The sequence below is a fragment of the Kitasatospora sp. NPDC017646 genome, assembly GCF_044329365.1.
Lineage (GTDB): Bacteria > Actinomycetota > Actinomycetes > Streptomycetales > Streptomycetaceae > Kitasatospora.
In genome coordinates this window covers 29,137-55,564 of the sequence record NZ_JBIRJC010000028.1, presented here as the reverse complement: position 1 = coordinate 55,564, position 26,428 = coordinate 29,137, and the positions used below count along the sequence as shown (strand labels likewise).

General features: G+C 74.3%; 27 protein-coding genes and 1 riboswitch. Of the genes, 10 read left to right on the top strand and 17 right to left on the bottom strand.

Annotation, left to right across the window (positions count from 1 at the left end):
* Positions 1-36 precede the first annotated feature (36 nt).
* The 6 genes from ACH4J0_RS31515 (at position 37) to ACH4J0_RS31490 (ending at position 6,975) form a co-directional block, all read left to right on the top strand.
* Positions 37-837 carry a VOC family protein gene (locus ACH4J0_RS31515; RefSeq protein ID WP_396244204.1) on the top strand — a complete coding sequence of 267 codons (801 nt, stop codon included), beginning with the start codon at positions 37-39 and terminating at the stop codon, positions 835-837.
* A 103-nt stretch (positions 838-940) separates the two neighbouring features.
* Positions 941-1,690 carry an HAD family hydrolase gene (locus tag ACH4J0_RS31510; RefSeq protein ID WP_396244202.1) on the top strand — a complete coding sequence of 250 codons (750 nt, stop codon included), beginning with the start codon at positions 941-943 and terminating at the stop codon, positions 1,688-1,690.
* A 64-nt stretch (positions 1,691-1,754) separates the two neighbouring features.
* Complete coding sequence (locus ACH4J0_RS31505) at positions 1,755-4,160, top strand: glycoside hydrolase family 65 protein (RefSeq protein ID WP_396244200.1); 2,406 nt, start codon at positions 1,755-1,757, stop codon at positions 4,158-4,160.
* Between the two features lie 146 nt (positions 4,161-4,306).
* Positions 4,307-6,019 carry a pyruvate dehydrogenase gene (locus ACH4J0_RS31500; protein WP_396244252.1) on the top strand — a complete coding sequence of 571 codons (1,713 nt, stop codon included), beginning with the start codon at positions 4,307-4,309 and terminating at the stop codon, positions 6,017-6,019.
* Between the two features lie 88 nt (positions 6,020-6,107).
* Complete coding sequence (locus ACH4J0_RS31495) at positions 6,108-6,743, top strand: helix-turn-helix domain-containing protein (protein WP_396244199.1); 636 nt, start codon at positions 6,108-6,110, stop codon at positions 6,741-6,743.
* Positions 6,744-6,774: 31 nt separating this feature from the next.
* Positions 6,775-6,975, top strand: coding sequence for a DUF6126 family protein (locus tag ACH4J0_RS31490; protein WP_396244198.1), 201 nt, complete (start codon positions 6,775-6,777; stop codon positions 6,973-6,975).
* A 54-nt stretch (positions 6,976-7,029) separates the two neighbouring features.
* On the opposite strand, the gene ACH4J0_RS31485 is transcribed toward ACH4J0_RS31490, so the two are convergent.
* The gene (locus tag ACH4J0_RS31485; protein ID WP_396244196.1) at positions 7,030-8,460 is read right to left on the bottom strand and encodes a PLP-dependent aminotransferase family protein; all 1,431 of its coding nucleotides are present in this window, start codon (positions 8,458-8,460) and stop codon (positions 7,030-7,032) included.
* A 221-nt stretch (positions 8,461-8,681) separates the two neighbouring features.
* Between ACH4J0_RS31485 and sigJ the strand changes: the two genes are divergently transcribed.
* Positions 8,682-9,578: an RNA polymerase sigma factor SigJ gene (sigJ, locus tag ACH4J0_RS31480; protein WP_396244194.1), complete on the top strand. Its 897-nt coding sequence runs from the start codon at positions 8,682-8,684 to the stop codon at positions 9,576-9,578.
* An 88-nt stretch (positions 9,579-9,666) separates the two neighbouring features.
* Here sigJ and ACH4J0_RS31475 read toward each other — a convergent pair whose 3' ends face one another.
* The 4 genes from ACH4J0_RS31475 to ACH4J0_RS31460 form a co-directional block, all read right to left on the bottom strand.
* Positions 9,667-10,404, bottom strand: coding sequence for a glucose 1-dehydrogenase (locus tag ACH4J0_RS31475; RefSeq protein WP_396244251.1), 738 nt, complete (start codon positions 10,402-10,404; stop codon positions 9,667-9,669).
* A 99-nt stretch (positions 10,405-10,503) separates the two neighbouring features.
* Positions 10,504-11,421, bottom strand: coding sequence for an undecaprenyl-diphosphate phosphatase (locus ACH4J0_RS31470; protein ID WP_396244193.1), 918 nt, complete (start codon positions 11,419-11,421; stop codon positions 10,504-10,506).
* 134 nt (positions 11,422-11,555) lie between these two features.
* A complete protein-coding gene (locus ACH4J0_RS31465; protein ID WP_396244192.1) occupies positions 11,556-11,759 on the bottom strand; it encodes a hypothetical protein in 204 nt (67 codons plus the stop codon).
* A 66-nt stretch (positions 11,760-11,825) separates the two neighbouring features.
* Positions 11,826-12,650, bottom strand: coding sequence for an NRDE family protein (locus ACH4J0_RS31460; RefSeq protein ID WP_396244191.1), 825 nt, complete (start codon positions 12,648-12,650; stop codon positions 11,826-11,828).
* Between the two features lie 166 nt (positions 12,651-12,816).
* Between ACH4J0_RS31460 and ACH4J0_RS31455 the strand changes: the two genes are divergently transcribed.
* Both ACH4J0_RS31455 and ACH4J0_RS31450 read left to right on the top strand, forming a co-directional pair.
* Entirely contained in the window at positions 12,817-13,272 is a 456-nt protein-coding gene (locus ACH4J0_RS31455) for a carboxymuconolactone decarboxylase family protein (RefSeq protein WP_396244250.1), read from the top strand.
* Positions 13,269-14,093: an isocitrate lyase/phosphoenolpyruvate mutase family protein gene (locus ACH4J0_RS31450; RefSeq protein WP_396244189.1), complete on the top strand. Its 825-nt coding sequence runs from the start codon at positions 13,269-13,271 to the stop codon at positions 14,091-14,093. The genes ACH4J0_RS31455 and ACH4J0_RS31450 overlap by 4 nt, the downstream gene beginning before the upstream one ends.
* Positions 14,094-14,190: 97 nt before the next feature.
* On the opposite strand, the gene ACH4J0_RS31445 is transcribed toward ACH4J0_RS31450, so the two are convergent.
* The 11 genes from ACH4J0_RS31445 to ACH4J0_RS31395 all read right to left on the bottom strand — a co-directional run bounded on the left by ACH4J0_RS31445 (position 14,191) and on the right by ACH4J0_RS31395 (position 24,248).
* Positions 14,191-14,451 (bottom strand): hypothetical protein, encoded by a 261-nt coding sequence (locus tag ACH4J0_RS31445; protein WP_396244188.1) that lies wholly within the window; start codon positions 14,449-14,451, stop codon positions 14,191-14,193.
* 50 nt (positions 14,452-14,501) lie between these two features.
* Entirely contained in the window at positions 14,502-15,593 is a 1,092-nt protein-coding gene (locus ACH4J0_RS31440; protein WP_396244187.1) for a cytochrome P450, read from the bottom strand.
* Positions 15,578-17,068, bottom strand: a complete 1,491-nt coding sequence (locus tag ACH4J0_RS31435; RefSeq protein ID WP_396244186.1) for a cytochrome P450 — start codon at positions 17,066-17,068, stop codon at positions 15,578-15,580. The genes ACH4J0_RS31440 and ACH4J0_RS31435 overlap by 16 nt, the downstream gene beginning before the upstream one ends.
* Positions 17,065-17,691, bottom strand: coding sequence for a GTP-binding protein (locus ACH4J0_RS31430; RefSeq protein WP_396244185.1), 627 nt, complete (start codon positions 17,689-17,691; stop codon positions 17,065-17,067). Before ACH4J0_RS31430 ends, ACH4J0_RS31435 begins: the two co-directional genes overlap by 4 nt.
* Positions 17,669-18,016, bottom strand: a complete 348-nt coding sequence (locus tag ACH4J0_RS31425) for a DUF742 domain-containing protein (protein ID WP_270145152.1) — start codon at positions 18,014-18,016, stop codon at positions 17,669-17,671. The genes ACH4J0_RS31430 and ACH4J0_RS31425 overlap by 23 nt, the downstream gene beginning before the upstream one ends.
* The gene (locus ACH4J0_RS31420; RefSeq protein ID WP_030289775.1) at positions 18,013-18,426 is read right to left on the bottom strand and encodes a roadblock/LC7 domain-containing protein; all 414 of its coding nucleotides are present in this window, start codon (positions 18,424-18,426) and stop codon (positions 18,013-18,015) included. Before ACH4J0_RS31420 ends, ACH4J0_RS31425 begins: the two co-directional genes overlap by 4 nt.
* 68 nt (positions 18,427-18,494) lie before the next feature.
* Complete coding sequence (locus ACH4J0_RS31415) at positions 18,495-19,712, bottom strand: sensor histidine kinase (protein WP_396244249.1); 1,218 nt, start codon at positions 19,710-19,712, stop codon at positions 18,495-18,497.
* A gap of 282 nt (positions 19,713-19,994) precedes the next feature.
* Positions 19,995-22,175 (bottom strand): SpoIIE family protein phosphatase, encoded by a 2,181-nt coding sequence (locus tag ACH4J0_RS31410; RefSeq protein WP_396244183.1) that lies wholly within the window; start codon positions 22,173-22,175, stop codon positions 19,995-19,997.
* Between the two features lie 218 nt (positions 22,176-22,393).
* The gene (locus ACH4J0_RS31405) at positions 22,394-22,969 is read right to left on the bottom strand and encodes a TetR/AcrR family transcriptional regulator (protein WP_396244182.1); all 576 of its coding nucleotides are present in this window, start codon (positions 22,967-22,969) and stop codon (positions 22,394-22,396) included.
* Between the two features lie 54 nt (positions 22,970-23,023).
* Positions 23,024-23,848 (bottom strand): alpha/beta fold hydrolase, encoded by an 825-nt coding sequence (locus tag ACH4J0_RS31400; protein ID WP_396244181.1) that lies wholly within the window; start codon positions 23,846-23,848, stop codon positions 23,024-23,026.
* 109 nt (positions 23,849-23,957) lie between these two features.
* Positions 23,958-24,248 carry a YiaA/YiaB family inner membrane protein gene (locus ACH4J0_RS31395; protein ID WP_396244180.1) on the bottom strand — a complete coding sequence of 97 codons (291 nt, stop codon included), beginning with the start codon at positions 24,246-24,248 and terminating at the stop codon, positions 23,958-23,960.
* 195 nt (positions 24,249-24,443) lie between these two features.
* Positions 24,444-24,600, top strand: a riboswitch (cyclic di-AMP (ydaO/yuaA leader).
* Between the two features lie 12 nt (positions 24,601-24,612).
* Here ACH4J0_RS31395 and ACH4J0_RS31390 point away from each other — a divergent pair.
* Positions 24,613-25,470, top strand: coding sequence for a M23 family metallopeptidase (locus tag ACH4J0_RS31390; protein ID WP_396244179.1), 858 nt, complete (start codon positions 24,613-24,615; stop codon positions 25,468-25,470).
* 53 nt (positions 25,471-25,523) lie between these two features.
* Here the strand turns inward: ACH4J0_RS31390 and ACH4J0_RS31385 are convergent, their stop codons facing one another.
* Positions 25,524-26,399: a hypothetical protein gene (locus ACH4J0_RS31385; protein ID WP_396244178.1), complete on the bottom strand. Its 876-nt coding sequence runs from the start codon at positions 26,397-26,399 to the stop codon at positions 25,524-25,526.
* Between the last annotated feature and the right edge of the window lie 29 nt (positions 26,400-26,428).

Below are 26,428 nucleotides of genomic sequence, written 5' to 3'. Positions count from 1 at the left end.
CACAGCCGGCCACCACCGCCTCCGGGAGGCCCAGCAATGCCCGTAGTGACCGACCCGTACAAGCCCGGCACCCCGTGCTGGATCGACCTGATGGCGAGCGACCAACAGGCCGCGCTCGACTTCTACCGCGACCTGTTCGGCTGGCAGGGCGAGATCGGCCCGGCCGAGTTCGGCGGCTACACCGTGTGCACGCTGGACGGCCGCCCGGTTGCCGGGATCATGGCGCAGTCCGGGCCCGAGGGCCAGCCGCTGCCGCCGGTCGCCTGGACCACCTACCTCGCCTCGGACGACGCCGACGCGGCCAAAGCCGCCATCACCGCGGCCGGCGGCACGGTCCTGTACGACCCGATGGACGTCGGCACCATCGGCCGGATGATGGTCGCCGCCGACCCGACCGGCGCGGTGTTCGGCGTCTGGCAGGCGATGGACTTCATCGGCGCGGGCGTGGTCAACGAGCCCGGAGCGCTGGTCTGGAACGAGCTCAACACCGCCGACACCGAAGCGGCCGGCCGCTTCTACCAGCCCGCCCTGGGCCTGCGCCCGGCCACCATCCAGGGCATGGACGGCTACTACTCGCTGAACGTCGGCGACCGCACGGTGGGCGGCATGCAGGAGATCCCGAAGTACCTGGAGGCCGGCACGCCCTCGCACTGGATGCCGTACTTCTCGGTGGACGACACCGACTCCGTGGTGGACGCCGTGGTCAAGCGCAACGGCACGGTGATCCAGCCGCCGTTCGACATGCAGTCCGGCCGGATGGCCGTGGTCAAGGACCCGCAGGGCGCGGTCTTCGCCGTCATCCAGGCGCCCGAGGCCCAGCTGCCCGACTCGCCCTGATCCCGCCGCCCGTCTCCGCCGCGGCGACCGGACGCCGCCCTTCCCGCGACGCGCCGCCGGGAATGGGCGGCATCCCCCGCGCTCCCTGGGGCAGACTGCACCCATGCTGGGGCTACCGGACGACATCCGCGCTTTCCTCTTCGACCTCGACGGGGTGCTCACCCAGACCGCCACGGTGCACGCCGCGGCCTGGAAGGACACCTTCGACGCCTTCCTGCGCGCCGAAGCCGCCCGCACTGGTGGGCAGTTCGTCCCCTTCGACGCCGTCACCGACTACGACACCTACGTGGACGGCCGCCCGCGCCTCGACGGCACCCGGGCGTTCCTGCACAGCCGGGGCATCGACCTGCCCGAGGGCACCGAGGACGACCCGCCGAACGCCCGCACGGTGCAGGGGATCAGCCGGGCCAAGAACGACACCGTGCTGCGGCTGATCCGCGAGCAGGGCGTCGCGCCGTACGAGGGCTCGGTCGCCTACGTGCGCCGGCTGCGCGAGCTGGGGCTGCCCAGCGCGGTGGTCTCCTCCAGCGCCAACTGCCGTGACGTGCTGCGCTCGGCGGGCCTCCTGGACGCCTTCGACCTGATCGTGGACGGCGTGGTCGCCAAGCAGCAGTCCCTGCCCGGCAAGCCCGCCCCGGACACCTACCTGTACGCCGCCCGCGAGCTCGGCGTCGAACCCGCGCACGCCGTCGTCTTCGAGGACGCCCTCGCCGGGGTCGCCTCCGGCCGGGCCGGCGGCTTCGGCGCGGTGGTCGGGGTCAACCGCACCGGCCAGGCCGCCGAACTGCGCCGCGACGGTGCCACGGTGGTCGTCGACGACCTCTCCGAGCTGCTGGGGGAGGCGGAGTCATGAGCGAGCGAGTCATCGAGCGGTGCGTGTGGGCGAACGCCTCTGCCGAGCGCAGCGAGGTGGGTGGATGAGTCCCGCCGACAACTTCTCGGTCGACCCCTGGCAGATCACCGAACACGGCGTGGACGCGACCTCGATGGCCCGCGCCGAGTCCGTCTTCGCGCTCTCCAACGGGCACATCGGCCTGCGCGCCAACCTGGACGAGGGCGAGCCGCACGGTCTGCCCGGCACCTACCTCAACGGCGTCTTCGAGCTGCGCCCGCTGCCGTACGGCGAGGGCGGTTACGGCTACCCGGAGTCCAGCCAGAGCGTCATCAACGTCACCAACGGCAAGATCATCCGACTGCTGGTGGACGACGAGCCCTTCGACCTGCGGTACGGCGAACTCGTCGACCACACGCGCTGGTTGGACTTCCGCGAAGGCCTGCTGCACCGCAGGTGCGAATGGACCTCGCCGGCCGGACGCACCATCCGGGTGCGCTCCTCCCGGCTCGTCTCGCTGACCCAGCGAGCCATCGCCGCCGTTGAGTACAGCGTCGAGGCGGTGGACGGGCCGGTGCGGATCGTGGTCCAGTCCGAGCTGGTCGCCAACGAGCAGCTGCCCGGCAGCCCCGAGGGCGACCCGCGGGCCGCCGCCGTGCTGGAGGCCCCGCTGCAGCCCGAGGTGCACCACGCCGGCGGCACCAAGGCCGTCCTGGTGCACCGCACCCGGTTCAGCGGCATCCGGGTCGCCGCCGGGATGGACCACGTCATCGAGGGCCCGGAGCGCCTGGACACCGTCGCCGAGGCCGAGTCCGACCACTGCCGGATCAGCGTCACCACCGTGCTGGAGCCCGGACAGAAGCTCCGGCTGGTCAAGTTCATGTCCTACGGCTGGTCCGGCACCCGCTCGCTGCCCGCCGTCCGGGACCAGGTCGAGGCCGCGCTGACCGCCGCCCGGTACACCGGCTGGGACGGCCTGGTCGCCGAACAGGCCGAGTACCTCAAGGAGTTCTGGGAGACCAGCGACATCGAGATCGAGGGCGACGTCGAACTCCAGCAGGCCGTCCGGTTCGCCGTCTTCCACGTCCTCCAGGCCGGCGCCCGCAGCGAGGAACGAGCCATCCCCGCCAAGGGCTTGACCGGACCGGGCTACGACGGCCACAGCTTCTGGGACACCGAGGCCTTCGTGCTGCCGGTGCTCACCTACTGCCTGCCCGGCGCCGTCAACCAGGCCCTGCGCTGGCGGCACACCACCCTTCCGCTGGCCCGCGAACGTGCCGCCCAACTCGGCCTGGCCGGCGCGGTGTTCCCCTGGCGGACGATCCGCGGCGAGGAGTGTTCCGGGTACTGGCCGGCCGGCACCGCCGCCTTCCACATCGGCGCCGACATCGCCACCGCCGTCGCCCGCTACGTCCGGGCCACCGGGGACCAGGAGTTCGAGCGCGAGTACGGCCTCGAACTCCTGGTGGAGACCGCCCGGATGTGGCGCTCGCTCGGCCACCACGACTCCGCCGGGAAGTTCCGGATCGAGGGCGTCACCGGCCCCGACGAGTACAGCGCCGTCGCCGACAACAACGTCTACACCAACCTGATGGCGCAGACGAACCTGCGCGCCGCCGCCGAGGCCGCCGTCCGCCATCCGCGCGAGGCCGGGGAACTGGGCGTCGACACCGAGGAGACCGCCGCCTGGCGCGACGCCGCCGCCGCGATGTACGTCCCGTACGACGAGAACCTCGGCGTCCACCCCCAGGCCGACGGCTTCACCCACCACCAGGTCTGGGACTTCGAGGAGACCCCGCCGGAGAAGTACCCGCTGCTGCTGCACTACCCGTACTTCGACCTGTACCGCAAGCAGGTGGTCAAGCAGGCCGACCTGGTGCTCGCCATGCAGGTCCGCGGCGACGCGTTCACCGACGAGCAGAAGGCCCGCAACTTCGCCTACTACGAGCGGCTCACCGTCCGCGACTCCTCGCTGTCCGCCTGCACCCAGGCCGTCATCGCCGCCGAGGTCGGTCAGCTCGACCTCGCCTACGACTACACGGCGGAGGCGGCGTTGATGGACCTCCACGACCTCGGCGGCAACACCCGCGACGGCCTCCACATGGCCTCGCTCGCCGGCGCCTGCATCGCCCTGGTGGCCGGCTTCGGCGGACTGCGCGACCACGACGAGGTGCTCGACTTCCGCCCCCGGCTGCCCCCCGGGCTGATGAAGCTGAGCTTCTCCCTGCTGGTGCGCGAGCAGCTGCTCGGCGTCCGGATCACCCACGAGGGCACCACCTACACGCTGTGCCGCGGCGAGGTGATCCACCTGCGGCACGACGGCGAGTCGGTGCAGGTCAAGGCCGGATCCCCGGTCACCCTGCCCACCACCGCGCCGCCCGCCCAGGAGCGCTGCGCCCAGCCCCCGGGCCGCGAACCCGCCCGGCGTCAGCCCCAGGCGGGCCTGGTCGCGGGCAAGCTCGGCCAACACGACCACCTGGCGGCGGAGTAGCCCACCCCCACCCCCACCCCCCGCACGCGGCGGCGCAGCCTCACCCGTTCGCCCCGCCCCGTGTGCGGGGGCCCCGGACCCGGCCGAGGCTGCAACTGTCCTGTGGCGATCGAAGGGAAGTCCCCGTGGCGACCGTGGCCGAACAGATGGTGGAGGTGCTCCGGCAGGCCGGGGTGGAGCGGGTCTACGGCGTCGTCGGCGACAGCCTCAACCCGGTGGTGGACGCGATCCGCCGGGCGGAGGGCATCAGCTGGGTGCACGTCCGCAACGAGGAGGCGGGGGCCTTCGCGGCCGCCGCCGAGGCCGAGCTCAGCGGTCGGCTCGCGGTCTGCGCCGGCTCCTGCGGCCCCGGGAACACCCACCTCGTCCAGGGCCTGTACGACGCCCAGCGCAGCGGCCTGCCGGTGCTCGCGCTGGCCTCGCACATCCCGTCCGGGCAGATCGGCACCGGCTTCTTCCAGGAGACCCACCCAGAGCGGGTGTTCACCGACTGCAGCAACTGGTGCGAGATGCTCTCCACCCCCGCCCAGCTGCCCCGGCTGCTGCGGGTCGCGATCCAGCACGCGCTGGGTTCGCACGGCGTCTCGGTACTGGCCTTCCCCGGGGACGTCGCCGCCCTGCCCGCCGCCGGGCCGACCGGCACCAGCCACTTCCTCACCGAGCAGGCGGTCGCCGCGCCGCCCTGGTCCCAGGTGCAGGAGCTGGCCCGGCTGCTCAACGCGGCCCGCCGGGTCGCCCTGTTCTGCGGCGCCGGGGTGCGCGGTGCCCATGCCGAGGTGATGGCGGTCGCGCAGGCCCTGAACGCGCCGATCGGGCACTCGCTGCGCGGCAAGGAGTGGATCCAGTACGACAACCCGTACGACGTCGGGATGAGCGGTCTGCTCGGCTACGGCGCCTGCCACGAGACGCTGCACTCGGCCGACCTGGTGCTGATGCTCGGCACCGACTTCCCGTACGACTCCTTCCTGCCACAGGTGCACACCGTCCAGGTCGACCACGACGCGACCCGGCTGGGCCGCCGCACCGCGCTGGAGCTGGCCGTGCACGGCGACGTCGCGGCGACCCTGCGGGCCGTGCTGCCGCTGCTGGAAGCCAAGCAGGACCGTTCCTTCCTGGACGGCATGCTGCGCAAGCACTGCCGGTCCCTGGAGGACGTGATCGGCGCCTACACCCGGGACATCGAGAAGCACCTGCCGATCCACCCCGAGTACGTCGCCTCGGTGCTGGACGAGGTGGCCGCCGACGACGCGGTGTTCACCGTGGACACCGGCATGAACAACGTCTGGGCCGCCCGCTACCTCCAGCCGAACGGCCGCCGCCGGGTGATCGGCTCCTTCCTGCACGGCTCGATGGCCAACGCCCTCCCGCACGCGATCGGCGCCCAACTCGCCTGCCCGGGGCGGCAGGTGATCGCGATGGCGGGCGACGGCGGGATCGGCATGCTGCTCGGCGAGCTGCTCACGGTGGCCAAGCACCGGCTGCCGGTGAAGACGGTCGTCTTCAACAACGGCGCGCTCGGCATGATCAAGCTGGAGATGCTGGTCTCCGGCTACCCGGAGTCCGAGATCGACAACGGGGACGTGGACTACGCCGGCATCGCCCGGGCGATGGGCATCCCGGCCAAGCGGGTCGCCGAACCGGCCCGGGTCCGGGAGGTGCTGGCGGAGGCGCTGGAGCGGCCCGGCCCGGCCCTGGTGGACGTGGTCACCGACCCCAACGCGCTGTCCATCCCGCCGCGGATCACCGCCGCCCAGCTGAAGGGCTTCGCGCTGGCGGCAGGGAAGACGGTGCTGTCGGGCGGCGTGGGGCGGATGGTCGACCTGGCGCGGAGCAACCTGCGCAACATCCCCCGGCCGTGAGCGCCGGGACGGGCACGGGAGAACTGCGGCGGTTTGCCTCAGAGGCAAGTTTCTTGCCCCAGCGGCAGGGCAGGTGTCCACTGGTCACATGACCACCAGTTCCACCGGCACCCCCGACGTCGGCGACCAGCTCGGCGACCAGGAGGTCGCCGGACTCGCCGCCCGTCTCCGCGAGCACCGGCTGAGCAGTCGGCTCACCCTGGAGGTCGCGGCGGGCCGGGTCGGCCTCTCCCCAGCCTACTTGTCCCGGCTGGAGACCGGCCGCCGCCAGCCCTCGCTGCCCGTGCTGCTCGGCCTCGCCCGCGCCTACGGCACCTCGGTCTCCGGCTTGCTCGGCGAGGCCGTGGTCGAGCCGGACCCGGTGGTCCGCGGCGGCGCCATCGAGCCCGGCCGGGCCGGCGGCTGGGGCTACCGCCGGGCCGGCGCCCCCGGCCGTGCCATGCAGGCCCTGCGGGTGCACGTGCCGCCGGGCGTCCAGGACGCGGTGGTCCGGGTCCACCCCGGCGAGGAGTGGCTGTACGTACTGCGCGGGGAGCTGCGGGTGACCCTCGGCGACCGCGTCCACCACCTCGCCCCCGGCGACTCCGCCCACTACGACTCGCTCACCCCGCACTGCATCGCCGCCGAGTCCGGCTCCGGCGTCGAACTGCTCTTCATCCACACCCTGTTGCAGAGCCCCGGCGGCGAACTCTGCCTCGGCGGCGGCCCCGCCGCGACCCACTGACCTGCCGTCAGCCCCATCGGAGGAGATCCCCATGGCCGATCCCACCACCACCGCCACTACCGCCGCCGTCCCGGTCGGCGCCGCCGACACCGCCACCGGCCCGAAGACCATGGACGCCGGCAAGTGGGCCAACAAGCGGGTCTACCTCCGCCTGGTCATCTACACCGCGGGCATCCACGTCTTCGCCGGCTTCATCATGCTGCTGTTCGAACTGGGCAACCGGCACCACTAGCCCCCCGGGCACGTCCGCCTCCGCCCCCGTCGGAGGCGGACGTCCGGCGTTCCCTCACCCCGTGCGGAGCACCCCGCACAGGGCCTCCAGGGCAGCCGGGAAGGCGTGCTCCGCCGGGGTCGCGTAGCCGATCACCAGGGCGGGCCCGGCATCCTCCGCCTCCCGCGCCCGCGGGTCGGCGCGGTGCCAGCCGAGGCCGCTGAGGGCCAGCCCGGCTGCCTCCGCGCGGGCCAGGAGTTCGGCCTCCGGCGTGGCCCCGGGCGGGAGTTGGAGGACGGCGTGGAGGCCGGCCGCGATCCCGGTGACCCGGACGTGCGGGGCGTGTTCGGCGAGGGCCGCGACCAGCCGGTCGCGGCGGCGCCGGTAGTGCAGCCGGCAGCGCCGCACGTGCCGGTCGTACGTTCCCGAGGTGATCAGTTCGGCCAGCGTGAGCTGATCCAGCACCGGGGACATCGTGTCGGCCAGCACCTTCAGCCGGGCGACCGGTTCGACCAGCGCGTCCGGCAGCGCCAGCCAGGCCAGCCGCAGGCCCGGGGCGAGGCTCTTGGCGGCCGTCCCGGCGTACACCACCCGCTCCGGGTCGAGCGCCTGCATGGCGCCGAGCGGCTGCCGGTCGTAGCGGAACTCGCCGTCGTAGTCGTCCTCGACCACGTACCGGTCCTGTTCGCGCGCCCACCGCACCGCTGCCGCCCGCCGGTCGGCGGACAGCGGGGCGCCGGTGGGGTACTGGTGGGCGGGGGTGAGCAGGGCGGCCCCGCAGCGGGCGTCGAGCCGCTCGACCAGCGCGCCCTCGCAGTCCAGCGGCAGCGCGACGGTGGACAGCCCCGCGGCCCGTACCACGGCGTGCTGCGGCGGCAGCCCGTACGCCTCGACGGCCAGTGACCGGGCCCCGCGCTCCCGCAGCGCCGCGCAGAGCAGGCCCAGGCCCTGCTGGACTCCGCTGCAGATCAGCAGGTGGTCCGGGTCGGTGCGCACGCCGCGGACCCGGGCCAGGTAGTGGGTGAGGGCCTCCCGCAGTTCGATCCGGCCGAGCGGGCTGCCGTAGCCGAGAGCCTCGTGCGGCGCGGTGGCGAGCGCGCGGCGGGCGGCGGCGAGCCAGGCGGTGCGGGGGAACAGCGAGAGGTCGGGCCGCCCGGACGTCAGGTCGTGCCGGACGGCCGGCCGCCGGGCCCGCGGCTTGGCGGTCCGTACGGCGGGCGAGGGGGCGGCCCGCCGGGCGACGGTGGTGCCGGAGCCCTGCCGGGAGTCGAGCCAGCCCTCGGCGGTGAGCTGGCCGTACGCCTCGACCACGGTGTTGCGGGCGATGCCGAGGTCCTCGGCGAGGGCCCGGGAGGAGGGCAGCCGGGTCCCGGGCGCGAGCCGTCCGTCCTGGACGGCCTCTCGCAGCGCGTCCTCCAGGGCGGCCCGCAGTCCGGTGCCGGAGGTGCGCCGCTCGGTGAGGTCCAGGTGCAGGTCGCCGCCGAAGGAGGTCCAGGAGCCGTTCACGGGCCCATTGTCCCGTGCCGCGCGGGCTCACCGGGAGGCGCCGGCGGGCTCCTCGACGGTGGTGCGGGCCCGGCTGGAGAAGTCGGTCAGGCCGATCGGGCCGGTCACCAGGACGATCGTGGAGAGCTGCTCCTCGTTGCGGTGGCCGGCGGCGGCGTCCCGGACCGCGTCGGTTAGCGTCCGTCACTGAACCGACGGATCCCGACGCGAGGATGTGACAGATGAGCGGGGAGATCTCCCGAGCGGACCTCCTGGCCCGGCAGTTCGAGGCGGAGCGCCCCCACCTGCGGTCCGTGGCCTACCGGATGCTCGGTTCGGTGGCCGAGGCCGAGGACGCCGTCCAGGAGGCGTGGCTGAAGCTCAGCCGCACTGACGTGGCGGAGGTGCGCAACCTGGGGGCCTGGCTGACCACCGTGGTCGGGCGGGTCTGCCTGGACCAGCTGCGCTCCCGGTCCTCCCGCCGGGAGGACCCGCTGCCCGAGCCGGAGGGACAGGTACGGCTGCCGGACCCGGTGGTGAGCGGGCTGGCGACGTCGGACCCGGTGCACGGGATCCTGGTCGCCGACTCGGTGGGGATCGCGCTGATGGTGGTCCTGGAGACGCTCTCCCCGGCGGAGCGGTTGGCCTTCGTGCTGCACGACATGTTCGACGTGCCCTTCGACGGGATCGCCGAGGTGCTCGGCCGCACCTCGGCCTCGACCCGCCAGCTGGCCTCCCGGGCGCGCCGCCGGGTCCGGGGCGCCACCCCGGCTGCCGACACCGAAGACAGCCGCAAGCGCGCGGTGGTGGAGGCCTTCCTGACCGCCGCCCGGGGCGGCGACTTCGACGCCCTGCTGGCCGTGCTCGACCCGGAGGTGCTGGCCCGCTCCGACGGCGGCACGCTGGTGCCGGGCGTGTTGCGCCGGGGTGCGGCGGACGTCGCCGCGCAGGCGGTCACCTTCGCCCGCTTCGCCGCCGAGGCGCGCCTGGTGCTGGTCAACGGCTCACCCGGGGTGGTGTCCTTCGCCGGCGGCCGCGCGCTGTCGGTCATGTCGTTCACCATCCACGACGGCCGGATCACCGGTCTGGACATCCTCACCGACCCGACCCGGCTGGCCGCCCTCGGCCTCACCGGGTAGCCGCACACCGCGCAACCGTTCACCGCGTGGACGTGAACGCCGACGGGCCGTCCGGCACCTGCCGGACGGCCCGTCGGGCTGCCGTCGGTCAGCCCAGGCCGCCGGTGGCCCGGAGGTTCTGCCCGGTGATCCAGCGGGCGTCCGGCCCGGCCAGGAAGGCGACCACGTCGGCGATGTCCTCGGGCTGTCCGAGCCGGCGTAGCGGGGTCACGCCCGCGACCCGTTCGAGGGCCTCGGGCGGGTTGGTGCCGCGCAGCAGGTCGGTGTCCGTGGCGCCGGGAGAGACGGTGTTGACGGTGATGCCGCGCGGGCCGAGTTCGGCCGCGGCGACGGCGGTGAGCTGCTCGACGGCGCCCTTGCTGGCGGCGTACGCGGCGACGCCGGGGACGGCGCGGGCGGTGTTGATGCTGGAGATGTTGACGATCCGTCCGCCGTCGCGCATCCGGCGGGCCGCGTAGCGGACGGTGGCGAACACGGCGCGGGTGTTGACGCTCAGGACGGCGTCGAAGGCCGCGTCGTCGAGGTCCGCGAGCGGAGTGGGCGTGAAGGACTTCGCGGCGTTGTTGACCAGGATGTCCAGCCCGCCGAGGCGCTCCTCCGCCGCGGCCATCAGCTGCTCGGCGGCGCCCGCCACGCCGAGGTCGGCCCGTACCGCCCAGGCGCGTCCGCCGGCCGCCGCCACCGCGCCGACCACCGCTTCGGCGGCCGCCTCGTCCTCGGCGTAGCCGAGGACGACGTCCGCGCCCTCGCGCGCCAGTCGTTCGACGATCGCCCGTCCGATGCCCCGGGAGCCGCCCGTGACGACCGCCGCCTTGCCCTCGACCACCTTGAGCACCTGTCCTCCCGCCGTGAAGTCACCCGCCCTGTCGGGGACATCGTCGCCGACGCGGCCGGTCGGCGGGCGCGAATCCGTCCGAACGGGGGCTCAGAGCGACAGGTACACCGCGCTGCCGACGCCGGCCAGGAAGCAGTAGACCGCGAACGGGGTCAGGCTGCGGGTCTCGAAGTACTTGGTCAGGAAGCGCACCGAGACGTAGCCGGCCACGAACGCCGCGACGCTGCCGGCGGCGACCGGGCCGAGGACGGCGGAGTTCTCCGGCTTGAACAGCTCGGGCACCTTCAGCACCGAGGCGGCCAGGATGACGGGGGTGGCGAGCAGGAAGGAGAACCGGGCGGCGTCCTCGTGGTGCAGCCCGCGCAGGATGCCCGCGCTCATGGTGACGCCGGAGCGGCTGATGCCGGGGAACAGCGCGAGGATCTGGGCGGCGCCGATCCAGGCGCCCCGGCCGTAACCGAGCCTGGTCAGCCGGACGTCGGAGGCGACCGCCGGGTCCAGGCCCGGCGCGTCGACGGGGGCGGCGTGCCCGGCCCGGCGGCGGCCGGAGCCTCCGCGCTTGAGCCGCTCGGCGCCCAGCAGCACCAGTCCGTTGAGCGCCAGGAACACTGCGGCCGGGACGGGCTTGCCGAGCGCGTGCCGCAGTGCCTTCTCCAGGACGAGGCCGGCCACGCCGACCGGGATGGTGGAGATGACGAGCAGCCAGGCGAGCTTCTCGTCCCGGGTCCGCACCCGGCGGTGCCGGATCGAGCCGAACAGTCCGCTGACCACCCGGACCCAGTCCCGCCAGAAGAACACCACCAGGGCGAGCGCGGTGGCCAGGTGCAGGGCGACCAGCGCGGCGAGGTAGGAGGAGCCGTCGGCGGTCATGTCGAGGTCGCGCTGGATCTTCCCGCCGATGACGGCCGGGAGCAGGATGCTGTGGCCCAGGCTGGAGACCGGGAAGAGTTCCGTCACACCCTGCAGCAGGCCGACGCCTATCGCTTCCGGGTAGGTCAGGGTGGACATCGCGCACCTTCGCTCGGGGTCTGCGGCCCGCCGATTCCGGGGGCCTCCGCGAAGCTACTACCGGCATGTAGACGCCCGGCAGCCCCGCCGTCAGAAGTTCATCGAGCGTATGTCCGGGTGTCACCGGCTCCGAGTCACCGGCCCCCGGCAGCCCGGACCAGCAGCCCGGCCACGACGCCCGGCAGTCCGGGCGACGGCGCGGTGGCGGACGGTACGGCCCGGTGCACGGCGCCGCCGAGCAGCACTCCGGCGGTCACCGTCGCCGGGGCGCCCACCAGCGGCAGGGCGACGGCCAGGACGGCCGGCAGCAGAGCGGACGGTCGGCGCGGTCGGTCCATCGGGGGGCTCCTTCGAGGACGAGGGGTCGACGGACACCCACGGTGCAGCCTCCCGCAGCGTCAGTTTCAAGTCCTTTCCGGGAACGCCCGGTCCAGTCCCCCACCCGCCGCCGCCACGTCCACCCGCCGCCACCCCGACCCGTCGCCCGGCACCGGCGCGGACGCGAAGTCGTAGCGCAGCAGCTCCGGTCCGAGCGCCAGCAGGGAGATCGAGGAGGACCCCCAGATCCGCCCGTCGCCGAAGTCCCGGCGCTGGATCAGCGCGGTGTCCTCGTCCAGCGCCAGCCCGTCGCCGGCGACGATCGGCAGCCAGTCGCCCCAGGCCCGCTCGGTCGCCCCCTCGGCGGCCGGTCCCGGTCGGGGCGCGGCGGCGAAGCGGGCCCGGAAGTGGTCGGCACGCGCGGCCATGAGGGACCGGATCCGCTCGGAGGCGGTGCGGTTGGCGGCCATCCCCTCCAGTCCGTCGTTGAGCACCACGCTGAGCCCGGCGGGCAGTTCGTGCTCGGTGAGCAGTCCGCCGCCCCAGCTGGTGACGCGGGCGCCGTCGGGGCGGACCTGGACGAGGTGGAAGGGATCGTACGGGGTCAGGTCGAGGTGCCCGATCCCGCCCTCGCGGACGGCGGTGAGCGGCAGTTCGCCGCGGCTGAGCCGGGTGCCGGCGGGGGCGAGCGGGCCGAAGCCGTTGAGCAGGCAGGCGGCGGTGCGCCGGGCCGGGTCGACGGCCAGCCAGGTGCCGCCGGCCGCGAGGTCCAGTCCGCCGAGCAGTTCGGGCCGCTGCGGCCAGTGGTGGTCCGGCGGCAGCCAGGCGCGTCCGAGGTACTCGTCCCGGACGGACAGCAGCAGCACCGGTACCGCCGCCTCCGGATCGATGCTGACGAAGGCCGTGCACACCGTCCCGTTCCCCCTGCCGCAGTCCTGCCGAAGATCCCTGCCAGTGATCCTCGCACGCCTGTTCGCATACCGGAAGTGGCCCAAGGAGACGGGCGGCGAATGCACCAGGGATGCGGGCCAGTGGACTCCTAGGCTGGCCACCGTGACGACGAACAGCACCCCGAACATGACCGTGCCGGCCCCCGAGCAGCGCCTGCGGATGGACGGGCTCGCCCCCGACTTCTACAAGGCGATGATCGCCGTGGACCGGGCCTCCCGGCAGGGCCTGGACCCGGTCCTCGCCGAACTGGTCAAGGTGCACGCCTCGATGATCAACGGCTGCGCCTTCTGCATCGACATGCACGCCACCGACGCCCGCAAGAACGGCGAGCAGGACCACCGCCTGGTCTCCCTCCCGGCCTGGCGCGAGACCCCCTGGTTCACCGCCCGCGAGCGCGCCGCCCTGGCCCTCACCGAGTCGGTCACCCTGCTGACCCGGGGCCACGTGCCGGACGCGGTGTACGACGAGGCCGCCGCCCACTTCGAGCCGGCCGAGCTGGCCCAGCTGATCGCGCTGGTCGCCACCATCAACGCCTGGAACCGGATCGGCGTGTCCACCCGCATGAGCCCGGCCGCGAAGTGAGCGGGGCCGCGACGACCACCCAGCGGGAGAAGGCCCGGCTGCTCAGGGAGCTGCACCGCCCGGGCGAGCCGGTGGTGCTGGCCAACGTGTGGGACGCGGCGAGCGCCCGGCTGGTGGTCGGCGCCGGGGCGCGGGCGGTGGCGACGGCCAGCGCGAGCGTGTCCTGGTCGCTCGGCAGTCCGGACGGCGGCGGCGCCGACCGCGAGCAGGTGCTGGCCCGCACCGCCGAGGTGGTCCGCTCGGTCGACCTGCCGGTCACCGCGGACCTGGAGAGCGGCTACGCGGACACCCCGGCCGGGGTCGGCGAGACCGTCACCGCGCTGCTCGCCACCGGCGCGGTCGGGGTGAACCTGGAGGACGCGGAGCACACGCCGCAGGAGGCCGCCGAGCGGATCGCGGCCGCCCGGGCGGCGGCCGACGCGGCGGGCGTCCCGCTGTTCGTCAACGGCCGCACCGACGTCTTCCTGCACGGCCTGGGCGAGCCCGGGGGCCGGCTCGACGAGGCGGTCCGCAGGCTGCGGGCGTACGTCGAGGCGGGCGCGGACGGCGTGTTCGTCCCCGGCGTCGCCGACCCGGAGACCATCGCCGCCCTGGTCGGGGCCGTCCCGGCCCCGCTGAACGTGCTCGCCGCCCCCGGCTCCCCGTCGGTCGCCGAGCTTGCCGGGCTCGGCGTGGCCCGGATCAGCCTGGGCCCGGGACTGGCCAAGGTGGCCTACGCGGCGGTCCGCCGCGCGGCCGAGGAGGTGTACGCGAGCGGCACGTACGCCTCCCTGGACGGCGGACTGACCTACCCGGAGCTCAACGGCCTCTTCACGGGCTGAGCGCACCGGGTGCGACGGGCGGCTGACCGGACGGGGGTCGGTCAGCCGCCCGGCCCACGGCGAACGGTGGGGTGGCGGCCGGTCGGATGGCGGCCGATCAGGGGTTGATCTGCCCGCTGAGCCCCGGGTGGGACATCTGGTTGGTGCCGATCGCCTCCACCTCGTCGGCGGTGTGGCCGACCACCGGGAGCTTGCTCGCGGTCTTCAGGGCGAGGTCGGCGGGGGAGAGTTCGAGCCCGTCGGTGAGCCCGCCGGTGGCGTCCGGCGAGCTGGCGATCCGGCTGGCGGCGGAGGCCGCCGGGGCGGCGAGGACGAGGCCCGCCATGGTGAGGGCGGCCAGGGTGGCGAGTTTCTTCATGCCCTGCCGAACGACCGGGCCGCCCTCAGGTAACCCCGCAGGGCGAACCATCACCCTCGGGCCGTCACCCGCAGGGTCCGCACGCTGTTGCTCACGAACGAGCCGATCGGCTCCGGCCGTTCGCCCTCTGCCAGGGCCAGCCCCGGGAACCGCCCGAACAGGTGCCGCAGCGCCGTCTCCGCCTCCAGCCGGGCCAGCCCCGAGCCGAGGCAGAAGTGCGGGCCGTGGCCGAGCGACAGGTGCCGGGCGGGCTGCCGGGTGAGGTCGAAGCGGTCGGCGTCCGGGTAGTGGCCGCCGTCGCGTCCGGCCGCCGCGTACGAGGCGAGCAGCGCTTCCCCGCGCCGGATCACCGTGTCGCCGACCTCGATGTCCTCGATCGCGTAGCGCAGCGGGAACTGGCCGACCGGCGAGTCGTAGCGCAGCGTCTCCTCCACCACCGCCGACCACGGCTGCGCGCCGTCCAGGACCAGCCGCAGCTGGTCGGGGTGGGCGAGCAGGGCCCGGACCGCGTTGGTGATCAGGTTAAGGGTGGTCTCGTGCCCGGCGACCAGCATCAGCAGCAGGGTGCCGACGAGTTCCGCCTCGCTGAGCCCGTCCCCGGCCTCGCGGGCGGCGATCAGGTCGGTGGTCAGGTCGTCGCCGGGCTCGGCCCGCTTGGCCGCCACCACGGAGGCCAGCAGCCCGTTCAGGTCCCGCTGGGCGGCGAGGGCCGCCTCCGGGGTGGCGGAGCTGGAGACCAGGGTGTCGGACAGTGCGTGCAGCCGGTCCTGCTGCTCCGCCGCGAGGCCGAGCAGTTCGCCGATCACCTGCATCGGCAGCGGGTAGGCGAAGTGCTCGCGCAGGTCGAACGGGCCGTCGAGTTCCGCCACCGCGTCCAGCAGGGCGAGCGTCCGGGCCTCGACGGCGGGGGCCAGCGCGGCTGTCCGGCGCGGCGTGAAGGCCTGACTGACCAGCCCGCGCAGCCGCTTGTGGTCCTCGCCGTCCGCGGTGATCATGCCGGGTACGGTGACGAAGTTGAGCAGCGGCCAGCCGTGCGGCAGCCGTCCCTCCCGGAAGGTGGTCCACAGCGCGGGGTTCTTTCCGACCCGGGGGTCGGCCAGCAGCGACTGCAGGGTGTCGTGGTGGGTTACCGCCCAGACCACCACCCCACCAGGGAGTTCCACCAGGACGGCCGGGCCGGCTGCTCGGAGCCGGGCGTTCTCTCCGTGCTGGTCGCGTCCGAAGGGGTCGAGCCGGACGGGCTCGGGTCGGGAGCCGCGGGAGTCGTCGGCGGTGTCCATGCGGGCCTTTCGGGGGCTGGCGGGCGGGGCGGGGTGAAGGCGCTGTAGAGCACCGGCAGGGCGACCAGGGCCCGCGACCAGGGGGACGGTCGCCAGGCCAACTCGCCAGCCGGTACTGCGAGTTGGAGGTCGGGAAGGCGGTGCAGCAGGGTCTCGATCGCGGTTTCGACGATGATCCGGGCCGGGTGCTGGGCCGGGCAGACGTGCCGGCCCGCGCCCCAGGCCAGGTGGGCCCGGTTGCCGCCGAGCGAGCTCTGCGCGGCCGAGGCGGCGCCCTGGGCGGCCGGGTCGGCGTTGGCCGCGGCCAGGCCGAGCACCAGCATGTCGCCGGCGCTGACGTACTGGCCGCCGAGCACGGTGTCCCCGGTGGCCCAGCGGCCGGGGAAGTTCTGGGTCGGCGGGTCGCGCCAGAGCACCTCCTCCAGCGCGTCGGAGACGGTGAGCCGCCCGCCGGTCAGGGTGGCCCGGAAGCGCCGGTCGGTGAGCAGCAGCCGCAGGGTGTTGCCGATCCAGTTGATGCAGGTCTCGTTGCCCGCGATCATCAGCACCACCAGGTGGTGCACCGCCTCCTCGTCGGTCAGCGCGGCCGGGTGGGCGAGCAGCCAGGAGGTGAGGTCGGCACTGGGGGCGCCCCGGCGGTGCCGGACCAGCTCGGCCAGGGTCGACTGGAACTCCCCGGCGGCGCGCACCGATTCGGGCCCGCTGTCGACGAAGTGGCTGATCAGCTCGATCATCCGCGGCCCGCTGCCGGTGGGCAGGCCGACCAGCTGGGTCGAGACCAGCAGCGGCAGCGCGCGGGCGTACTGGCCGATCAGGTCGGCGGTGCCGTCCGGGCCCCAGCTGTCGATCAGCCCGTTGGCGGCGGCCTCGGTGGTCTCGCGCAGCTGCCGGTGGTCGATCTGGGCCAGGGTGTCCGAGACGGCCGCGCGCAGCCGCTGGTGCTCGGCGCCGTCCAGGTTGAGCAGGGTGGGGCGCCAGGCGGTCATCGGCTGCAGCCGCGAGTCGGGGGCCAGCCGGCCTTCGGAGGGGACCCGCCAGTGCCGCGAGTCCTTGGAGAACAGCGCCTCGTTGCGGGTGAGTTCGAGCAGTTCGCCGTAGCCGAGGACCAGCCAGGCCTCCACCCCGGGCTCCAGCTCGATCGGTGCGACCGGCCCGTAGCGCTCGCGCAGCCGGGCGTACAGGCCGTGCGGGTCGTCGGCGACGGCCTGCCCGTACAGCGGGGTCAGCGGGACGCCCGTCGGCAGCCCGCCACCGTACGGGGCCGGGCCGCCGCCGTGCGCGGCACCGTGCGCGACCGGGCAGCCGCCAGGTGCCCGGGGTGGCTCGGGTGCGGTCACGGTTGCAGCTCCAGGAGGGAGCTGCGGTGCAGGTGGTCGACGAAGTCGATCAGCAGGTCGTAGGACTGCCGCCGGTCCCGGGCGTCGCAGTAGAGGATCGGCACGTCAGGCAGCAGGTCCAGCGCCGAGCGCAGCTCCTCCTCCGGGTAACTCGGCGTGTCGGGGAAAGTGTTGACCGCCACCGCGAAGGGGATGCGCTGCTCCTCCAGCCGGCCGAGGACGTCGAAGCTCTCGTCCGGCCGGCGCAGGTCGACCATCGCGATGGCGCCGAGCGCGCCGCGCGACAGGTCGTCCCACAGCGGCCAGAACCGCTGCTGCCCGGGCGTGCCGAACAGGTACAGCGCGAGCCGGGAGTTGAGCGTGATCCGGCCGAAGTCCAGGGCGACCGTGGTGGTGGTCTTGTCGCCGCGCCCCGTGAGGTCGTCCACGCCGCTGCTGGCGGCGGTCATGGTCTCCTCGGTGCGCAGCGGGGTGATCTCGCTGAGCGAGCCGACCAGGGTGGTCTTGCCGACCCCGAACGGGCCGGTGACCAGGATCTTCACCGCCCCCTGCACCGAGGACGGCAGGTACTGCGGCCCGGACGGCCGGGAGGCGGGGGCTTCAGCGGAGTTGGCGGAGGCCAACGAGCACCTCTTCCAGGAGGGTTGTGGGCAGGCGTTCGGCCTGCGGGACGGGCGGGAGCACCTGCACGGCGCCGAGGTCCCAGAGGTCGCCGACCAGCACCTTGACGACGCCGAGCGGCAGCCCCAGGTGGGCCGCCACCTCGGCGACGGACAGCAGGCTGTGGCAGAGCCCGAGGATGCGCCGGTGCTCCCGGTTGAGCAGGACGTGCTCGGGCAGCGCCGGGGGCTCGGATAACGCGCTGACCAGGCTCTCGATCGCCAGGTCGGGGCGGGTGGGGCGGCTGCGGCCGCCGGTGATCACGTAGGGCCGGACCGGCCCGTTCACCGGTGACCCCCCGCCGCGTGGTCGACGCGCGGCGGGCTGGTCAGGTGGGTGCCGATCCGCTCGACCAGGACCTGCATCTGGTACGCGACCAGCCCGGCGTCGACCGCCTCGCTGGTCACCACGGCCAGGTGGGCACCGGCCCCGGCGGCGACGATGAACAGGTAACCGCCGCCGTACTCGATGATGATCTGGCGGGTGGCGCTGCCCGGGCCCCCGAAACCGGCCGCGACGCCGCGGGCCAGCGACTGCAGTCCGGAGCAGGCGGCGGCGAGCCGTTCGGCGTCCTCGCGGGCGATGTCGGCGCTGCGGCCGATCTCCAGGCCGTCGTTGGAGACGACGACCGCGTGCTGGACCTGCGGGACGGCGATGATGTCGGCGAGCAGCCAGCCGAGATCGGGGGTGGTGGTCATGGAACTCTCCGGAGCGCTGGGGAAGTCGGGGAAGCCGGGGGAACTCGGGGGAAACGGGGCGGGAACGGTCAGTGCGGGCCGGGGGACCGGCCCCGGGCGCGGGCGGCCGACCGGCCGTTGGCGGTCCCGGCCTGGAACATCGACATGAACGCCTGCGCGTCCCGGGCCGAGCGGTACGGCGGTTCGGGCGGCGGCGGAGGAGTGGCGTGCTGGGCGGTGCGGTTCCCGCGGTCGCGCCGGTGGCTCCGGCGGGGCAGTGGCGGCGGGGCGTCGCCGGTCGCGGCCGGCCGACCGGTGGGCGGGGGCTCCACCAGCGGGTGACCGCCGCCGGCGGCCGGCTGCGGGTCCGGGGTGAACGCCGGGTCGTCCCCGCCGAGCCCGAGCCCGGGGACGGTCGGCGGAAGCGGCTCGGTGAGTAGGGCGTTCGGCAGCAGCACGACGACGCGCACACCGCCGTACGGCGAGGGCGCCGAGCTGAGGGTGACCCGGAAGCCGTAGCTCTCGGCCAGTCGGCCGACCGCGGCCAGCCCCAGCTGCGGCACCTCGCCGAGCCGGGAGACCTCCAGGCTGCTGCCCCCGGCGAGCGCGGCGGCGGCCTTGGCGACGGCCTGTTCGGGCATGCCGACGCCGCCGTCGTCGATCTCGATGACGGCGCCGTTGTGCACCGGCATCAGGGTGACGAACACCTGGGTGCTGGGCGGGGAGTAGCGGGTGGCGTTGTCCAGCAGTTCGGCGATGGCGTGGATCAGCGCCTCGGCGGCGGCGCCGACCACCGCGGTCTCGATCCGGCTGCGGACCACCACCCGCTGGAACGGCAGGATGCGCGACTGGGCGCCCCGCACCACGTCCTCCAGCGAGACCGGCTCCGGCCAGTGCCGCCCGGCCCGGGCGCCGCACAGCACGGCCAGGGTCTGGGCCAGCCGGGCCTGTTGGGCGGCGGCGTGGTCGGCCTTGAGCAGGCCCTCCAGCAGCGCCGGGTCGTCGTGGGTGCGCTCCATCTCGTCGAGCAGCGCCTGTTGGTCGTGGGCCATGACGAGGATCCTGCGGGCCACGCTGAGGAAGGCCCGCTGGGTGGAGGCGGTGAGCTCCTGCTCCTGCTGGACGGCGGCCAGGTCGGCGCCCCGGCGGGACAGCTCGGAGGCCAGCTGCTCCTGGAGCCCGGCGAGTTCGCCCTCCAGCCGGTCGGCCCGGCCGCGCTGGGTGACGGACACGGCGCGGTACCGCGAGGCGGCCACGAGGGCGAGGACGGCGAGCACGCCGGTAGCCGTTGCGCACCACTGAGTCATCGTCACGCGGCGAATTCTAGGGCGATGATCCTACGAAGGTGTGAACGGATCTCGCCATGTGACTGGATCTCGTCAATATCGAGTCAATATGCCGTCATCCCGGTGTCGTTCGGGCGCGATCCCACCGCCCCGACGAGCCCTCCGGTCGTTCGTCCAGGGTCTTCCGGCCCGCTTCGACAGGACCGGTGATGGCTGATTCGCATCCTGGGATGTGTGGATTTGGTGTGCACGCCGTTGTTGAACGGACGACATTCCGTACAGGGAGCGGTTCGGTGCCCCGCCTCACGGAACGGGCGGCATCCGGTGCAGGAGCAGCAGCGCCACGTCGTCCGGCCGGGACCGGCGCTCGGTCACGTTCAGGGTGAGCAGATCGGCCAGCCGCTCCAGCGCCGGCGCCGGGCCGATCCGCCCCGGACCGGTCTGCCGGGCCCACAGCTCCAGCCCGCCGAGCATCCGCTGCACCGACTCGTCGTAGTCCTCCTCGCGGTCCTCCACCAGCCCGTCGGTGTACGCCAGCAGCGTCTCGCCGCCCGCCAGCCGTCCGGTCGCCAGCGGGTACGGCTGCTCCGGGTCCACCCCCAGCGGCGGGCCGCCCGGTAGCTCCAGCTCGACGGCGGTGGCGTCGGCGGCGATCCGCACCGGCGCCGGGTGCCCGGCCCGGGCCGCGGTCAGGCTGCCGTCCGCCGGGTCCAGGGTCAGGTAGAGGCAGGTCGCGAACAGCTCGGTGTCCATCTCGGCCAGCAGCCGGCTGGTCCGGGCCAGCGTGGCGGCCGGGTCGTGCCCGTCCGTCGCGTACGCCCGCAACCCGCTGCGCAGCTGGCCCATCACCGCGGTGGCCTCGGCGTTGTGGCCCTGTACGTCGCCGATCACCAGCCCGATCCGGCCGTCCGGCAGCTTCAGCAGGTCGTACCAGTCGCCCCCGATCTGCATGCCCTCGGTGCTCGGCAGGTAGCGGGCGGCGGTGGCGATCCCGGGCAGCCGGGGCAGGGTGCGCGGCAGCATCGCGCGCTGCAGCTCACCGGCCCGGTGGTGGTGGGTGTCGTACAGCCGGGCCCGCTCCAGGGACTGCGCCAGGATGCCGGCGAAGGCCGAGTACAGGGTGCGGTCCTCTCGGCTGAAGGCGCGCTCGGCGGCGAAGGTGATCAGGCAGGAGCCGACCTGCCGGCCCGAGGCGACCAGCGGCAGCACCGCCCAGGCGGCCGGGGCGTCCGCGCTCCCCGGCTTGCCGCCGGGCTCGCTGAACAGCGGGGCCGAGCGGGCCAGCGAGCGCTGCATCACCCCCTCGGACAGCTCCGCCAGCCGGGTCAGCTCGGCGCGGCGCGGGCCGCCGTACACGGTGTGCGAGACCGGCAGCAGCCGGCCCTCGTCCACCAGGTCCAGCACGATGCCGGAGGCGCCGAAGGCCGGGCGGGCGACGTCCGTGACGGCGGCGGTGACGTCCCGTACGGTCACCGCGCGGGACAGCGCCCGGGTGAGCGACAGCAGCAGCGCCGTCCGGGCCCCGGCCGGGTCGCGCCGCGCACCGGCGTGCCGCTCCCCGCGGTGGTCCACGTCGGCGAGCAGCCCGGCGATCCGCACCGGGCGGCCGTGCACGTCCAGCATCACCTCACCGGACTCCTCGACCCGCGCCACCTTCCCGCCCCGGCGCAGCACCCGGTAGCCGATCCGGTAGCGCCCGCCGCTCGCCAGCGCCTCCGCCAGGGCGGCCTGCACGTCCGGCAGGTCCTCCGGGTGGACGATCCGCTCCAGCTCCGGCGCGGCCCCGTCCGCGGCCACCGGCCGGCCGGCGACCGCGAACGCGGCGGCGTCCCAGTAGCTCTCCCCGGTGACCAGGTCGCGTTCGAAGGCACCGTGCCCGGCGGCCCGCACCGCGAGGGACAGCAGCGGGTGCGCCAGCGCCGGATCCGGCCCCGCCTCCCGCGGCGGCCGGTCGTCCGCCCGGTCCCCCACGTGGTCGAGCAGGTGGTGCAGCCGGTGGGCGCAGGCCCCGGCGATCGTCTCCAACACGTCCAGGTCCCGCGGCGGCACGGTGCCCCGGTGCGCCAGCGCGAGCGCCAGCACCCCGATCTCCCGCTCGTCCACCACCAGCGGCAGGGTCACCACCGCGACCATCCCGGTCCCCATGCCGGCGTTCCGGTTCGGGTAGTCGATGCTGGTGTGCTCCGGGCTCAGCAGGTACGGGCGCCGTAGCCGCAGCGCCATCGCGGCCGGCAGGTCCCCGGCCGGATCCACCAGCCCGTACCGCTCGTGCGCCCAGTCCGGCAACCCGTGCGAGGCGGTCAGCCGCAGCATCCCCGCGGAGTCCAGCAGATAGAGCGCCGAGCCCTCCCCGGTGATCCATCCCGGCCCCTCCGCGAGCACGGTGCCGAGCAACTCGGCAGCACTGGTGCAACCCAGCAATAAGCGGACGCAGCGCATCGGGCTGCGGCCGCTCGTCCGGCTCTCGTCCTCGGGGATGGGCACCAAATCTTCATACCCCATTTCCACCCCCGACGGCCGCACCCGTCCCCACCCCACCCCCGCGAAGTCGACGGACCCGACTCCTCACGCGCCCGCTCGCCGCCACGTAACCACCCGCACCGGGGCGCCGTTTGCCGCTGTCTCCTCGCATGCGCCGCTGCGGCGCCGGCGGGCCGGTCCGCCGGGCGGGTGGGGTGTGGGAAGTCGACGGGGCCGACTTCCTATTCCGCCGCCTTCGGCCACGAGTGGAGGCCGGTGGTGAGGGTGGTGATGAGGCGGTCGTGGGTGGTGGTGACGTCCTCGGCGAGCTGGAAGGCGCCGGTGATGGAGAGGGCGGCGAAGCCGTGGGCGAGGGAGCGGACGGTGCGGGCGGCGTGGATCACCTCGGCGCCGTCGAGGCCGTAGCCGCGCAGGACGGCGACGATGACGCCGACGAGGCGGGTGGCCGCGCGGGTGAGGTCGTCGTCGGGTTGGGGGGCCTGGGGGAGGGCCGTGTAGCGGTGGGGGTGTTCGGTGGCGTAGGCCTGGTAGGCGCGCAGGACTGCCGTGACGGCGTCGTCCCCGCTGCGCCCCAGCGCGGCCTCCGCGAGCCGGTCGGCCAGTTCCCCGGTGACCCGGACGGCGACGAGCCGGCGGAGTTCGGCGAGCCCGCCGCTGACGTGCTTGTACAGCGAGGGGGTGGCGACTCCGGCGCGGGCGGCGACGGAGGCCAGGGTGAGGGCTTCGGCGCCCTGCTCGTCGATGAGGGCGAGGGCGTGGTCGACGACCTGCTCGGGGGTCAGTCCTACGCGGGGCATGGCTTCGGGTTCTCCGTGGTGCGTGAAGAGTGAAGGAGGCGGGTCCGGGCGGGCTCAGGCGAGTTCGGCGAGGAAGGGCAGCAGGGCGTCGGCGACGGCCTGCGGGTTGTCGGCCATCGGGTAGTGGCCGGATCCCTCGATCATGACCTTCCGCGCGCCGAGCTTCTCGGCCTGGAGGTCGGCGACGGCCTCGGGCTCGGGGAAGTCGGGGTCCTTGCTGCCCATCAGCACGAGGGCGGGGCAGCGGACGGCCGCGCTCCAGCCGATCGGCGCGGAGTCGCCGGTGACGTGGCCGCGGGTGGCGGTCCTGCGGCCGGGGGTCCGCAGGGCGGCGACCAGCCCGTCCACGTAGCCGTCGAGGTCGGCGGGCCGGGGGCCGGGGAAGGCCATCTTGCGGAGGTAGTAGCCCCAGACCGCGGGCCACCGGACCATCGCGGCGCCCATGACGGCCATGACGCCCTTCATGAGCGCGTTCGTCCGGTGTTCGACGAAGGCGTCGATGAGCGCGATCCCGGTGACCCGCTGGGGTGCGTCCCCGGCGAGCTTGACGACCGTCGCGCCGGTGTAGGACTGCCCGACCAGGACGGCCCGCTCGATGGCGAGGTGGTCGAGCAGGGCGAGGACGTCGGTGGCGACGGCGGAGGGGCTGTAGTCGTCCCAGGCGATCGAGGACTCGCCGAAGCCGCGCAGGTCCATGGTGATGACCCGGCGTCCGGCCGCGGTGAGCAGCGGGTGGAGGTGCCGGTACGCGCGACGGGAGTCGAGCATCCCGGGGAGCAGGACGACGGGGGCGCCGTCGCCCTGCCGGGTGTCGTCGTACGCGAGGCGGCCGCCGGGGACGTCGAGGTACTGGGTGCTCGGGGTGACGGTGCCGTTCATGGTGGGCCTCCACTGGCTCGCTCGATGCTGCCGATAGCCATAAAGCTACGGCTAATAGCCTTAGCCGTCAAGGCCGTCAAGGCCGTCACCGGTCGCGGGAAGCCGCCGCTCAGGCCCCCTCGACCCTGAACGGGTCGTGCTCGCTGAGCAGCTTCTCCAGCCGGGCCTGGTCGACCCGGGCGACGGTGTCCGAGGACTCCTGCCGGTCCCGGATCACCTTGGCCAGCGTGAAGGAGGAGGTGACGGTGTAGAGGAGACCGATCCCGAGGAAGGCCCGGGTCCAGCCGCCGACGGGCAGGTAGGCGATCCCGGCGGCGAGGGCCGTGCCGGAGATGGCGAAGGACAGGACGGCCTGGGCGTAGTACGCGGCCGTGGTGCGTGACTGCATCGGTGCGCTCATGGCGTCAGGATGCGGCGGGGCGGCCGGGCTGCACATGAGTAGGAGTACTCAGATGGGCCGGGCGGTTGAGGGGTCGTTCGTTGACGTCCGATCACCTGTTCCCCGGCCGTCGCGGACGGATGGCTTGGAATCAGGGCCTCCTAGGATTAACGTTTGATAACGCAGCGCGGTCGTCAATGCCGTACCCAGACGGCACCGTGCGCGTCGCCTAATCCCGCCGGCCGGCCTCCGGGCAGGTCAGGGAGCCGGGGAACCGTTCCTTGGGGTGAATCGGCAGGGCTCCGGCCCGGCCGTAGGAGACCTTCCTGCTCCGAACCCGTCAGCTAACCCGGTAGGCGCGAAGGAAGGAAAGGAGCGCGCCTCCGTGGCGTCGACGCACACCCCGGCACACCCGGCCGGCCCCGCAGCCGGTACCCAGCTCCTCGACCACCCCGGCCCGAACGGCTCCGAGCCCCGCGACGCCGGGCCCGCCGACCCGTTCGCCCCGGAGGCCGAGGCCAACCGCCACCGGATGCCGCGTCAGACCCGCGGGGCCTCCCCGTTGCTCGGCGTCACCGCCGTCGCCGCCACCCTGGGCGCCACCGGCTTCGCCTCCGCGACCCCGGCCGCCGCGCCCGCCGTCGAGGCCCCGGACGAGACCCCGGTCGCCCTGGCCGCCGACCCCGGACTCGCGCTCGCCGCCCGTATCCAGCAGCAGGCCGACAGCCAGCGCACCGCCGCCGAGGAGAGCGCCCGGGTGCAGGCCGCCCAGGAGGCCGAGGCCAAGGCCGCCGCCAAGGAGGCCGAGGCCAAGCGCGCCGCCGAGGAGGCCGAGCGGGCCGAGGCCGCCGCCCTCACCCTGCCGGTGAAGGACTACAGCCTCTCCGCCCACTACGGTCAGAGCGCCCGCTACTGGGCCCATCTGCACACCGGCCTGGACTTCGCCGCCGACACCGGCACCCCGGTCCACGCGGTCGGCCAGGGCACCATCACCTCGGCCGGCTGGTCCGGTGCGTACGGCTACCGGATCGTCGAGACCCTGCCCGACGGCACCGAGATCTGGTACTGCCACCTGTCCTCGATCATCAAGGGCTCCGGCCAGGTCACCTCCGGCCAGCAGATCGGCAAGGTCGGCGCGACCGGCAACGTCACCGGCCCGCACCTGCACCTGGAGGTCCGCCCCGGCGGCGGCGCCCCGGTCGACCCGGAGCCCTGGCTCCAGCAGCGCGGCCTCAACCCGTAACGGGCTCGGAGGGGAGCCCCCGGGGCCTGCTCGCCCAGGGGCTCCCCGCCGTCTCACTCCGGCGGCAACTGCGCCAGGTACGCCTCGATCTCCTCCGCCCCCGGCTCCGGCGCGAGCTCCGGGAACTCCTCCACCAGCAGTCGCGGCAGCCCGGGCACCGTCCACTCGCCGAGCAGATCGAGCGCCACCGCGGCCGCCGCCGCCTCGAACTCCTCGAAGCCCCCGGCCAGTTCGTCCGGCATCGGCCGCCCCAGCGCAGTCAGCTCGGCCAGGTTGCGGTAGCTGCGCCGCATCAGGCCCTGCTCCAGCAGCCGCCGTGCCCCGTCGGTGGCCATGCCGACCGACAGCACCCGGCCCGGCCCCCAGCCCTGCTCGTCCGGCTCGTCCAGCCAGCCGGTCGGCACCAGCGCCTCGTACCCGGCCAGCCGTTCCTCCTCGTCGAGGCCGGCGAAGCCGGTCAGCCAGTCCCGTACGGCCGCGAGGTCCGTCACGTCCACCCCGTGCGCGTGCAGAAGCACCGCGTACAGCCGGGGCCAGGTCACCAGGTCGGCGCGGCGCAGCAGCCCGGCCGCGACCTCGCCCTGCCACTCGGCCTCGGCGTGCAGCCGTTCCTGGCGCTTGGCGTTGAGCCGCTTCGCCGCCCGCTGGTGGTCGACCAGCAGCCGTACGGCGTCGCCGTACGCGAGCGGGTCCTCCTCCGGCGCGGGTTGGACGTAGAGGTGGAGCCGTTCGTACAGCAGGTGCTCCACCGCGTCGGAGGTCAGTTCGGGCCAGCCGTCGTGCATCCTGCCCTCGCCCAGCTCCAGCAGCGCCAGCACCGCGCGCAGCGGCGCCTCGGCCACCGGCGCGCGGTCCTGTCCGGCCGCCGCCCAGGTGAGCAGGTCGGCGGCCCTGGTGCGCGGGGCGAGCCGCAGGTCTTCGTCGTTCATGTTCCGAACGGTAGCCGCCGGACGGGGGT